The 12,572-nt window shown below is 55.5% G+C and carries 10 protein-coding genes; 3 read left to right on the plus strand and 7 right to left on the minus strand.

What is annotated here, in order from left to right:
- Positions 1-75: 75 nt before the first annotated feature.
- On the plus strand, positions 76-1,509 hold the full coding sequence (locus tag QK300_RS04500; RefSeq protein ID WP_281300587.1) for a M20/M25/M40 family metallo-hydrolase: 1,434 nt from the start codon (positions 76-78) through the stop codon (positions 1,507-1,509).
- A gap of 88 nt (positions 1,510-1,597) precedes the next feature.
- Here the strand turns inward: QK300_RS04500 and QK300_RS04505 are convergent, their stop codons facing one another.
- From QK300_RS04505 to QK300_RS04515, 3 genes are all read right to left on the minus strand, one after another.
- Entirely contained in the window at positions 1,598-2,026 is a 429-nt protein-coding gene (locus QK300_RS04505) for a peptidylprolyl isomerase (RefSeq protein WP_281300586.1), read from the minus strand.
- Between the two features lie 134 nt (positions 2,027-2,160).
- A complete protein-coding gene (locus QK300_RS04510) occupies positions 2,161-3,813 on the minus strand; it encodes a GMC family oxidoreductase N-terminal domain-containing protein (protein WP_281300585.1) in 1,653 nt (550 codons plus the stop codon).
- Positions 3,814-3,838: 25 nt separating this feature from the next.
- Positions 3,839-5,194 carry a cytochrome P450 gene (locus QK300_RS04515; protein ID WP_281300584.1) on the minus strand — a complete coding sequence of 452 codons (1,356 nt, stop codon included), beginning with the start codon at positions 5,192-5,194 and terminating at the stop codon, positions 3,839-3,841.
- Between the two features lie 176 nt (positions 5,195-5,370).
- Here QK300_RS04515 and QK300_RS04520 point away from each other — a divergent pair, with 176 nt between their 5' ends.
- Together QK300_RS04520 and QK300_RS04525 are read left to right on the plus strand one after the other, a co-directional pair.
- Positions 5,371-5,823 (plus strand): type II toxin-antitoxin system antitoxin SocA domain-containing protein, encoded by a 453-nt coding sequence (locus QK300_RS04520; RefSeq protein ID WP_281300583.1) that lies wholly within the window; start codon positions 5,371-5,373, stop codon positions 5,821-5,823.
- A gap of 14 nt (positions 5,824-5,837) precedes the next feature.
- Complete coding sequence (locus QK300_RS04525; protein WP_281300582.1) at positions 5,838-6,233, plus strand: hypothetical protein; 396 nt, start codon at positions 5,838-5,840, stop codon at positions 6,231-6,233.
- Between the two features lie 41 nt (positions 6,234-6,274).
- Here QK300_RS04525 and QK300_RS04530 read toward each other — a convergent pair whose 3' ends face one another.
- From QK300_RS04530 to QK300_RS04545, 4 genes are all read right to left on the minus strand, one after another.
- Positions 6,275-7,183 carry an ROK family protein gene (locus tag QK300_RS04530; RefSeq protein ID WP_281300581.1) on the minus strand — a complete coding sequence of 303 codons (909 nt, stop codon included), beginning with the start codon at positions 7,181-7,183 and terminating at the stop codon, positions 6,275-6,277.
- On the minus strand, positions 7,180-9,102 hold the full coding sequence (locus QK300_RS04535; RefSeq protein WP_281300580.1) for an alpha-amylase family protein: 1,923 nt from the start codon (positions 9,100-9,102) through the stop codon (positions 7,180-7,182). Before QK300_RS04535 ends, QK300_RS04530 begins: the two co-directional genes overlap by 4 nt.
- 108 nt (positions 9,103-9,210) lie before the next feature.
- Positions 9,211-11,694: a TonB-dependent receptor gene (locus tag QK300_RS04540; RefSeq protein ID WP_281300579.1), complete on the minus strand. Its 2,484-nt coding sequence runs from the start codon at positions 11,692-11,694 to the stop codon at positions 9,211-9,213.
- 213 nt (positions 11,695-11,907) lie between these two features.
- Complete coding sequence (locus QK300_RS04545) at positions 11,908-12,552, minus strand: bifunctional 4-hydroxy-2-oxoglutarate aldolase/2-dehydro-3-deoxy-phosphogluconate aldolase (RefSeq protein ID WP_281300578.1); 645 nt, start codon at positions 12,550-12,552, stop codon at positions 11,908-11,910.
- Positions 12,553-12,572 lie beyond the last annotated feature (20 nt).

Raw genomic sequence — 12,572 nt, forward strand, 5'->3', positions numbered from 1 at the left:
GCAATCAGCAGGCTTGGCGGATGGATGAACTGCGGCTAGTGTTTCGCACATATTTTGATGATGGAGAGGCATGAGATGAGATTTGCGATGCGGGCCAAGGCCTTGATGACGGCAGCTTTTCTGGCTGTCAGTGTTCATTCCACCGAAGGCGTGTGGGCGCAGGACTATGTGGTGGCCGAAACCCCTGCCACACTGATCAAACAAGTGGAAACGCTGCGGGCGGCGGGGCTTCATGATCGCACCGGCTATGAGATCATCGAATCCCTCACCACCGAGGTCGGGCCCCGTTTGGCGGGCAGCGCGCGGGAAGCCGCCGCCCGGGATTGGGCCGTGGCGAAATTGAAGGCGCTGGGTTTCAGCCATATCCGGGTCGAGCCTTTTGCAATGGAAGGCTGGGCGCGGGGGATCGAAACCGCCCATGTGGTGGGGGCGGCAGCGCAGCCCCTGACGATCACCACATTGGGGGGGTCGGTGGCGACCCCGGAGGGCGGATTGACCGCTGAGGTGGCGCGTTTTGACGATCTTTATCAGCTTGAAGCCGCGCCCGATGGCAGCCTTGATGGCAAGATCGTGTTCATCGATCTCAAAATGTATAAAACGCAGGATGGATCGAGCTATAGCAACACCAATTATATTCGTGGCAATACGCCGTCGGTTGCCGCCAGAAAAGGCGCGGTGGCCACGTTGATCCGATCCGTGGGCACCGATAGCCACCGCTTTCCCCATACCGGCGGCACCCGCTATGCCGAGGGTGTCCCCGCCATTCCGGCTGCCGCCTTATCCAATCCCGATGCCGATCAATTAAGCCGCCTTTTGGAACGCGGGCCGGTCAGCATCAAGCTTGAGATGACCCCGAAAAGCTTAGGGCAGGTGACATCTGGCAATGTGATCGCCGAGATCATGGGATCGGAAAAGCCCGAGGAGATCGTTGTGATCGGCGGCCATCTCGATAGCTGGGATCTGGGCACGGGTGCCGTCGATGATGGGGCCGGTATTGGCATCACCATGGCGGCGGTAAATCTGATCAAAGACAATGGCATTGCCCCCAAACGCACCATTCGCCTGATTTTATGGGGGGCCGAGGAAGTGGGGCTTTTGGGCGCGCGGGCCTATGCCAAGGCCCATGCGGATGAACTGGCCAATCATGTGATCGCGGCGGAATCCGATTTCGGCGCGGGTCGCATCTGGCGGTTTGAAAGCCGGGTGGGCGCGGAAGATCTGCCCACAATCCGGGCCATACATCGGCAATTGCGGCCTTTGGGCATTGGTATGGGGGCAAATGAAGCGGGCGGCGGCCCCGATGTGATCCCCTTGCGCCAAGCCGGGGTGCCGGTGGTGAGCCTGACCCAGGATGGCAGCGATTATTTCGATCTGCACCACACCGCAGATGATACCTTTGATAAGATCGACCTCGACAATATCCAGCAGAATATTGCCGCCTATGCCGTTTTCACATGGATGGCGGCCAATCTGGATGTGGATTTCCGCCCGGATGCTGAACAGCCCTGAACAGCCTGATCAATCCTGACCATAAGAAAACCCCGGCAGAGCAATCTGCCGGGGTGCTTTTTCCTAAAGCGGCGTGGTCAAACGAGGCTCAGCCGATTTCCACCAGCTCCAGATCGAAATTCAGATCATGGCCGGCCAAAGGATGATTGGCATCCAGGGTGATTTTGTCTTCGCTCACCTTAACGATCATCATTTCAACCTGCTGGCCTTCCTTGGTGGTGCCGGTAACGCGCATCCCTTCTTCGGGGGTCATTTCAGCGGGAAACTGATCGGGGGGAACCGCGAACACCAGATCATCACGGCGGGGGCCATAGGCCTCATCGGCGGGAATGGTGACCTGTTTCGTTTCGCCGGCGGCCATGCCTTCGATCGCGGTTTCAAAGCCAGCGATCACCTGTTGCTTGCCAAGCTCGAAAGCAATGGGTTCGCGCTCGCGCGAGCTATCGAATTGCTGGCCGCTGTTTAATGTGCCGGTATAATGAACCTTGACGGTGTCACCCGTGCTTGCCGTGGACAATATCTCTCTCCTGATCGATCAGTGGGCGTGTTTCATGATGACTATAACAGCCCGAAGGTCGTGCCTTCGCCCCGAAATGTCAATGCATGTGGCAAAATTTTGCCATCCTTGCACTGTTTCATGCCGCCATGGGGTCAATCTTCGGCCCCATGGGGCCAATTTTCAGCAGCAGGAGGCGTTTTCCCTAAAATGAGATCAGCGGCCTTTTCCCCGATCATGATCGCCGGGGCATTGGTATTGCCCGAAACAAGGCGCGGCATGATCGAGGCATCGGCAACCCGCAGGCCCTCAACCCCCTTCACCTTCAGATCGGGGGTGCAAACAGCCCGTGGATCATCCGCCCGACCCATAGCGCAGGTGCCCACCGGGTGATAGATGGTGGTGCCGCTTTCCCTGGCAAAGGCGAGCAATTCATCAGCACTGCGGGCCTGGGCACCGGGATCGCGTTCCTTGTCCACAAAAGGGGCCATGGCGGGTTGCGCCATGATCGCCCGCACCATCAAAAGCGCGTCCACCATCAGCTTCTGATCAGTCAAGGCTTCCAGATAATTGGGGGTGATATCAGGATAATGGCGCGGATCGGGGGATTTCAGATGAACCGATCCCCGGCTTTCGGGGCGCAGCACACAGCCGCCCAAAGTCAGCCCGGGGTCCTGATCGAAAATCAGTTCGTTGTTTTTATAGGCTTCGCCATCCAAAGTGGCGGGGGTGGCATGAAATTGCACGTCGGGCCAGTGCACATCCGGCCGGCTGCGGGCAAAGGCGGTGACATGCGCCGGACCGATTGACATCATCCCATCCCGATGCCGCCAATAACGCCAAAGCGCCCCCAAAAGCGGCAGGCCCCGGGCCATGGCATTGATCGATGGCGTTCCCGGAACGAATTGAAAGGCCAAGGCCGCATTATAATGATCTTGCAGATTTTCCCCCACCCCCGGCAGATCGCACAAGAGATCGATGCCTTGCGCCTTCAGCCTTTGGGCATCGCCAATGCCTGAAAGCTCCAGCAGATGGGGGGAATTGACCGTGCCCGCAGATACAATCACCTCCCTATCGGCGGCAGCATCGATCAATTTATGGCCAATGGCATAGCGCACCCCGGTGATCTTGCGCCCCTGCGCTAAAAGCCTGTGCACCAAAGCACCGGTTTTGATCACCAGATTAGGCCTTTTTGCTGCCTGCTTTAAAAAGCTGCGCGCGGTTGACATCCGCCTGCCCTGATCGATAGTGAATTGGCACAGCCCCGCGCCCACTTGCCGACCATCATTGAAATCATCGAGCACAGGCAGGCCATAATCCGCGCACGCCTCAAGCAAAACCCGCGACATGGGATGAACATAAGCCGGTTCACGCACCGGCAGCGGCCCGCCCGTGCCATGGCCGGGTTTGGCCCCATGTTCATAATCTTCGGATCGCATGAAATAGGGCAGCACATCCGCCGCCCCCCAACCCGTGCAGCCCAATTGCCGCCAGCCATCATAATCGCCGGGATTGCCGCGAATATAGATCATCGCATTGATCGAGGATGACCCCCCCAAAGCCTTGCCGCGCGGCCATTTATGGATGCGATCATGGGTATGGCGATCCGGCACGGTGGGAAATTGCCAATTATAGCGGGTGGATTTCAAGGTAACGGCATAGCCCAAAGGCATGTGGAAAAAGGGGTTGCTGTCTTTTGGCCCGGCTTCCAGCAAAAGCACCTTATGGGCGGGATTTTCGCTCAGCCGATGGGCCAGCACGCAGCCTGCCGATCCTGCCCCTATGATGATGAAATCAAAATGGTCCATGATCATCCCCCCCTTTTATTGTTTTTCACCGCCGCACAAGCTCCAGCGGAAGGCCGCATTTCGGCTTGGTCAGGGGCATGATCTGGAATTCGGCCTGATAATCGGGACGATCAAGCCTGATGCGCCAATGACGCAGCAGATGAAACAGGATGATCTTGGCCTGCATGGTGGCGAAATGCAGCCCCAAACACATATGCGCCCCGCCGCCAAAAGGCACATAGGCATATTTATGGCGTTCGCGCACCCCGCCTTCATCAGAAAAGCGCATGGGATCAAAGCGTTCGGGATCGGGCCATAAGCTGGGCATCCGATGCACGAAGGTGGGGGAAATGCCCACCAATGTGCCCTTGGGGATTTCATAGCCGCCAAAGTCCACATCCTTGATGGTCATCCTGGGCAGGGCAGGCACCGGGGCATTCAGGCGCATGGCTTCCTTGAAGGCATGATCCACCAGTTCCAGCTTGCCCAGATCCTCATGATCCAGATGATCACTGCCAAGACTTGCGCACTCATCGGCCAGCCTGTCCTGCCAATCGGGGTTTCGCCCCAATTCATAGATCAGGGTGGTCACCGATGAGGTGATGGTATCATGAGCCGCCATCCACAGAAAATTCATGTGATCGATGATCTGCTGATCGCTGAAACCTTCGCCCTTTTCATCCGTGGCATTGCATAAAAGGCTGAAGGTATCCGATCCCGATGTGCCCCGCCTTTGGGGGATCAGGCGGCCAAAAAATGTGCCCATCGCCCGCCGCCCGGCCACACCCCGACCATATAATGTGCCGGGCAAAGGATAGCGAAACATCGCCATCGAAGCCGCCACCATATCGGAAAGCGCTTTATTCACCGCCGCCGCTTCTGCGCCCGGCGCCATCCCTAAAAAAACATCGGTCGCCATATCAAGGCTCAGGGTTTTGATGGCATCATAAAACAAAAACCGCCCACCCTTGCCCCATTGATCGATGCGCTGGGGAATGCCCGCATTGAGCCGGGTGCAATAATGGCGCATGGCCGGGGTTTTAAAGGCAACCCCCATGATTTTGCGATGGGCGCGATGAACATCGAAATCAAGCAGCATCAGGCCGCGCGGGAACAGATCCTTTAAAAACAGCATCCAGCCCTGTTCCGATGACAGGGCCTTGTCGCGGTCGAGGAAAAAGAATTCATTGGCCTCGGGGCCGATCAGCGAAACCTGATCGCGAAAAAGGATATGATGGCGATAGACCGGGCCATAGCGATCCAGCATCCGCTGCGTATAGGCGCGGGGATCGCGAAAATCTTCCAAGGTATTGCCCAGAATGGGCCAGCCCTTTTCACCGGGGATATGATCGAGCCGACCGGCTTTCGATGGTCGCCGCAGCTTTGCAGGGAGACTGGCCATAAAAGGATCTTTCGCAATGAAACCCGATCCCACTATACGCGCTTCCGGCCCCGCCCTCAGCCACCAGAACCGGCGTGCAAATTTTTGCTACGAATCTGTTTCGCTATTCCATTCTGGCTAAAAATACGTATATCTATGTCAAGTGTTATCTTTTGGAAGCAAAAATGGAGGCTCAGATGGCAAGCTCGATTTCCGTCACAAATTACCTCCTTAGTTTAGCAGATGAGGCCGATGCAACTCTTACCCCAATGCAAGTCCTAAAACTTGTATATATTGCGCATGGCTGGAACCTTGGGCTTTATGGAAATCCGTTAATAAACGAAGAAATCCAAGCATGGCAGTATGGGCCTGTAATCCCCGAATTATATGCGAAGATTAAAAAATATCGCAGTAATCCTGTTAAGAAACGTCTTCCTGACGAGGTTGATGGCTCTTTGGGCGATAGAGAAAAAAATTTGATCGAGCAGGTTTTTAAAATTTATGGAAAGAAATCTGGCCCGGCATTATCGCGCCTGACCCATCAGCCCGGATCTCCATGGGCATTAACATATCGTGAGGGCGAATTTGGAAAGGTGATATCCAATGATATCATTCAGGATCATTATAGTCGGTTAGCCAATAAAAATTAAGGACACTCATCAGCGTGGATGAATCAGAAACCTATAAAAAAATTCCGGAATCAATAGCGGAAGAAAATGATTCATCTGATACCGTTCCCGAGCATGATACGGGTGCGCTTGAAGCAGAAACGCTCTCACAAGGATTAGATGAGAAAGAAATCAAAAGAAGAGCTGCAGAAAATGAACATCACAGAAACGAAAAATTTCGTGATCATTTTGAATACGTTGCGATTCTGGTACTATGGGTTTTCACCATCATTATAATTGGGATGGTCCTGACATGGGCGTATCATACCCTCTTTTCATGTAGATGGCACTGGCTTTCAACTTCTCAGTTGGAAGTGATTAAGAGCCTATCTATTGGAGGCATTATTGCATCCTTGGGTGTTGGGCACATCAAGAAACGTTTAGGGCCGTAAGATATTTAAAATTTCTATTGGCTGTTTTTTTCAATTATTCTTCACACAGCGCGGTCGGCATCGAGCGCCAAAGCCAAAGCCCCCAAGGGGCCGGCGCGTTCCCCAAGGCCGGGGGGCATGATCACATCCACCAGATCGCCATCATGGGGCGGATTGGTGAGATAACCATTCAGCCGGGCTTTGGTTTGAGCGCGCAGGGCTTCAAACAGGCTGGCGCGTTTCATCACCCCACCCCCCAGCAAAATCCGTCGGGTGGACTGCATCAGGATCAGATTGGTGGTAAGCACCGACAAATAGCCCGCCTCCATCGCCCAGGCGGGATGATCGGCGGATAAAGTCTGTGCAGGCGTGCCCCAGCGGGCTTCAATCGCCGGCCCACAGGCCATTCCTTCAAGGCAATCGCCATGAAAGGGGCAATGGCCTTCATAAGGATCGCTCATCAGATCATGGGGAACCGGGATATGGCCCAATTCACCATGCATCACCCCGTGCACCAAAGCCCCGCCCGAAACGATACCGCCACCGATGCCGGTGCCAACAGTGATATAGGCATAATCCGAAAGGCCCTGCGCCGCCCCCCAGCGCCCTTCCGCCAAAGCCGCGCCATTCACATCGGTATCGAAAACCACCGGCACCCCCAGCCCGGCCTTGATCGCACCGGCCAGATCGGTGCCGGTCCAACCCGGCTTGGGGGTTTTGAGCACATGGCCCCACTGGGGGGAATGGAGATTGATATCCACCGGCCCAAAGCTTGCCAGCCCCACCCGTGCCAAAGGCCCAAGCTGGGATCGATAGCCTTCAAAAAAGGCGAGAATATCGGGGATGGTTTCATCCGGCCTGCGCGTGGGCAATTCAATCTGGGCGCGGATATCATCCGGGCCCTGGCCGATCAGGCAGATGATTTTGGTGCCCCCGGCCTCGATCGCCCCATAAAGCGCGCTGTCCGTCATGCGTTCGTCTCCTCAAGCCAATGGCAAGCATAAGGGGCCAGCACCAGATCGTCGAGTCCATCAAACCGGCTTTGGCTCAAGCGATCTTTTAAGGGAAAGCGAAAGCGCGCGGCGATCACCTCATCAGCGGTGATGATCTGAGGGCTGGCGCTGAAATTGGCCAGTAAAAGCAGCCGCCCCCGCGCGCCCGAACGCCGCATCACGAAAATATGGGGATTGACTGCCGACAAAGGCCGCGAAGGCGTATCCCCATGAAGGGCGGGAAAATCCGCCCGGCAATCGATCAGATGGCGGATCGTGCTATAGATCCTGTGGGTGAGGCTGCCCTTTTCATGGCGTTCTTCGGCCTTGGCCCAATCCATGATCGGGCGATGCAGCCAGCGGGTATCGGCGGCTTTTTGCGGATCACCCTCGAAATCGTGATCATTGAGCATCCCCAATTCATCGCCCATATAAAGCAGCGGAATGCCGCCAAAAGCAAAGATGATGCTGTGCAGCAGGCTGATCCGGGCCATAGCCTGCGTGATGGCCTGATCATTGCCCGCATCACATGCCGATTCCAGCCCGGCGAGGGACGCGAGCATCCCCGATGTGCCATGCACCGCGCGATCTTCGCCGGTTTGAAAGGATTGCCCCCGGGCAAAGCTGTTGGCGCTTTGACCGGCATAAAAAGCGGATAAAAAGCGGACATGATCACTGGGGCCATCCCCTTCGCGTTCCACATCCAGCACCGGCCAGCCAATATCATCATGGCAGCGCACATAGGTGATCCAGCTTGTATTGGCGGGCGGCGATGGCATCCGGCGCAACATCCGGGTGAGCCGGTCGGCCCGGCCTTCCGCCAAGGCCGACCACAGCAAAACCATCAGGGTATTGTGATAACCTAGCTGACATTCCTTCCCGGCATGGGCCCCTTCCCCCAGATAGGCGGTGAGATGTTCGGGAGCAACGATGGCTTCCGCCTTCAGCGCCAGCGCCGGAGCCGCGATCCGCAATAAAGCGCGAAAGGCCCGCAAAAGCTGATGCGCCTGCGGCTGATTGCGGCAATCCGTGCCCATGGCTTTCCACATGAAGGCCACAGAATCAAGGCGCAGCACCTCAACCCCGCGATTGGCAAGCTGCAGCATGATGCGCAGCATTTCGGCAAAAACCGCAGGGTTGCTGTAATTCAGATCCCATTGATAGGGATAAAAGGTTGTCCACACCCAGCGATCCATTTGCGGGATATGGGTGAAATTCCCCGGCGCATTGATGGGAAAAACCTCATCAAGGCTCTGCTCATAAAGATCAGGCAGGCGGCGATCGGGAAAGCAATGATAATAGGCCTGATAATGGGGATCGCCTGCCTTGGCCGCCTTCGCCCAGACATGGCTGTCGGCGGTGTGATTGAGCGCCAGATCGCTGACAAGGCTGATGCCGCGATCCCGGCAGGCGGCAGCCAGTCTTTCCAGATCGGCCATGGTGCCAAGGCGGGGATCGATCATTTCATAATCCTCAACTGCATAGCCCCCGTCATTTTCCCCGGCACAGGGCTTGGTGATGGGCATCAGATGCAGATAGGTGATCCCCATATCTGCCAGATAATCAAGGCGATCCGCCACCCCGGCCAAAGTGCCGCCAAAGCGATCAGCATAGGCGGAATAGCCCATCATATGGGGCTTTTGGAACCAATCGGGGATATGCACCCTTTGCTGATCCAGCTTTTTGAGATCATCGGGCCGGGCGGCAAAGCCTTCGGCGATGATGTCGTAAAAGCGTGAAAGCCAATCATCATAATCGGGCTGCTGGCCGTAAAGCGCAAACAGGGCTTCTTCGGCATCTGAGGTAAAGAGTTCGGCCCGGATGGCAAACAAATCCCGATCACCTGCGGGCTGCTGATCGAGAAGGGGATGATGCACTATGGATTGGGAAAAAGACATGATCGATCCGTGTTGCCTTTTCGGGCGAACGCCCTCTTACAAGAATAAGAGCCGCAATCACAAGATCTCAAGGAGCCCAAGTGATTGCGGCTGACACGCATGTTGATCCTAGAAGCTATAACGCAAAGACACTGAAGCCGTGCGGCCATTGATGGCCCGAGCCCGGATGATATTCTCTGCATTCGGGATGATCGATCCTTCTTCGGCTTCCGTGACCCCCAATGTATCGAACAGATTGTTGATATTGGCGGAAATCAGCAGCCCATCCATGATTTCATAATTGGCAAAGAAATTCACCTGCGCATAACCCGGCAGCTTCAATTCATTGTTGAATTGGGCAAATGAACTGGTGGTGCCGATGATATTGGCGCCGATTGAAAAGCCATAATCAGTGTAGGATGGGGTGACCTGATAGATCAGATCCGCCTGCCTGCGCGGGGTATTGCCAACCAGTTCGGGGGAGAGATTATCCTCGATGATATCGGCATCGGTCCATGTCAAACCGGCGGTGATATCGAAAGGCCCATAGCTGTAGGCGCCTTCCAGTTCCACCCCATAAGCGCGATATTTGCGATCGATGAAGGTGAGGCTGGTGACCTCGAAATTCTGCTCTTCGGTTTTGGCATAAAAGAAGGTTCCGAAAAGATTGAGCCCGCCCGTGCGCAATTTCACCCCGGCTTCGGTTTGCTTGACAATATCGACCGCCGCATCCTGATCCAGAAGCGAGCCATCAGCGCCAATCGCCGGACCAAACAGCAGGCGATCGGCATTGGCGCTGCCGCCCCGGCTATAGCGGGCGAAAACCGCCAGATCATCATTCAAAAGATAATTGGCGCCAAAGGTGTAGGACGCAAAATCATAAGTATAATCAACCGGCGAGGGATTGGCCGTATCCACGAACGAGACATTGTTCTCAGGCCCGGTGATTTCACCATCATTGGTGATGTCGAAGGGCCGTTGGACCGTGCCCGCAAAGGTGCCGGAGGCATCGCCAAAGGTCCAGCGGAGGCTGGCATCAAGGGTCAGATCGTCGATCACCCAGGATGCGGAGGCATAAGGCGAATCGGTATCATAATCGGTATTGAACGCGCGTGTGCAGCAGCCGCCAAAGGGATCGCCGAAATTGGTTTGACCATTGATGGTTTGGGCTACGCCATTGGCATCGAAGACATCGAGAAGGGCCGCTTTATCGCCTTTCACTTCCATCAGGAAGGAATTCCAGACCCAATCCATATTGATGTTCTGATTGGCCTTATAATAGCCGAAGGTCAGATCAACAGTGCCGGCCTCATTGAAATCAAAGGATTTCTGCAGCCGCAGATCATTGGCGAAATTGTTGAAATTATTCACATCCACATCAAAGAGCGCAATCTGCATGGCAAGGCCATTGCCATTGAGGGCGGCAGGATTGCTGATGACCTGCCCGCCATTGGGACCATTGGCAAAGGCCAAACTGGCCCCGGCGCCGCCAAATTGCTGGGCAAGTGAGGATGCACTTCCAACCGTTGCCGGAAAGGGTGCGGTAAAGCTGCCGGAATTATCAGCATAGCGGCCCTTATTGCTGATCCGCCAATCATCGATCAGATCGAATTCAAATTCGATCCCCACAGCGGTGCTGAGCGAACGCAAACCATCGGTCACATCAAAGGTGCGGCGGTTGTTTTCCCCATCAAGCCCCGCGCCCGTCAAAAGAAAAGGCGTGTGGGGGGTATCGGATTTAATATTGAAATTTTCAACCGATTGGAAATTCGGGCTGCTGTTGGTGCCGGTTGCCAGCAAAGGCATGGGGAGGAAGGTGGTTTCCCGATCATTCAGATGCTTGAAAAAAAGGCGCACATAGCCATTATCGAAATCTTTGGTGATATTGGCCTTGATCTGCCCGCCATCATCGCCATTAAAGCCGGTATCGCGGGTGCCTTCACCCACCCGATAAAAACCGCCTACATGGAAGCTGAGATCGTCGGCCAAAGGCCCGCCATATTCAAAATCGATCTGGGTACGATCAAAGCCGATGCCACGGGTGATCCCCAGCGAGCCGCCTTCAACCTCCCCGGTTTTGCTGATCATATTGATCACGCCGCCCGGAGAATTCTGGGCAAAGGTGGAGGCCGAACCGCCCCGAATGGCCTGGATTTGCCGGATCGTGCTATCAGCCTTCAGAAAATTATCGGCATTGCCAAAAGAAATGTCGCCAAATTGCAAAACCGGCAGACCATCTTCTTGCAAAGAAAGGAATTTGGCACCACCCGTGGAGATCGGCAGGCCGCGCACGGCGATATTGGCGTTGCCACCCCCGCCCGAGCTTTCAGATCGGATGCCGGGAATATTGCGGAAAATTTCCGCAGTCGATCGCGGTGCGAAATTGCGGATCTCTTCGGCACTCAAAGAACTGGTGGACACCGCAGTCGTCATTTTGGTGCCACTGATGGGCACCGCCGTGACAACGATTTCTTCGAGCATCCCCACCCTTTGGGGGCGTGCGTCACTTCCAGCTTCATCATTATTTTCAGTTTGCCCAAAAGCCGGAAAAGCGGCCATGGCAAAGCCCGCCGCCGACAGCATCAGGGCTTGTTTGATATATCCTGGCATCATTTGATCTCCCCAAAGGTGATAAGGGCAAGGCATCCGTTTGGCCCGGCCGGTCTGTTATCCTTAAAGCGCAGGGTGGCTTCTTATGCGCTGCTTGCCTGTGCTTCTCTACACGGATCATGCATAAACTTGCAATCGATTGCAATAACATATCGACAATGAAATGCAGTTTTAACGCACCAAAATACGCCAAAAACCCTTGATGTGGCTTAGATGTCAGCCTTCGGGATGCTGTGCTGCAGTGCGAAAAGCTTCGCTGGAAAGCCTTTCGATTTCAGCCCAATTTTCATGCTGCACTGCACTTTTCGGGGCGATCCAGCTCCCCCCCACACAGAGTACATTGGGCAGGTTCAAATAATCGGCGGCTTTCGCCAGACCAATGCCGCCGGTGGGACAGAATCGCACATCGGGGAAGGGGCCGAAGAAGTTTTTCACCGCCTGAACGCCCCCCGATGATTCGGCGGGAAAGAATTTCAAATGATCAAAGCCATGATCATTGGCGGCCATGATCTCTGATGCCGTGGCAATGCCCGGCAGCAAAGGCACGCTGGATCGCCGGGCGGCTTTGGCGAGATCGGCGGTGAGACCGGGGCTGACCGCAAAACGCACGCCTGCCTGTTCCACCCGGGCGAGATCATCAATCGTGCGGATCGTGCCCGCGCCGATGATGGCCTCGGGCACAGAGCGGATCATCTGCTCGATAGCCGCAAGCGCCACCTCGGTCCGCAAGGTGATTTCCAGAACCCTCAGGCCGCCCGCAACAAGGGCCTGCGCCAAAGGCACCGCCTGTTCGATCTTATCAATGGCAAGAACCGGGATTACCGGCGCAGTGGTCATGATGGTGTGAAGTGCAGATGACATGGGCTGAAGCCTTTGCAAAG

The sequence above is a fragment of the Iodidimonas sp. MBR-22 genome, from assembly GCF_029946565.1.
Lineage (GTDB): Bacteria > Pseudomonadota > Alphaproteobacteria > Sphingomonadales > Rhodothalassiaceae > Iodidimonas > Iodidimonas nitroreducens.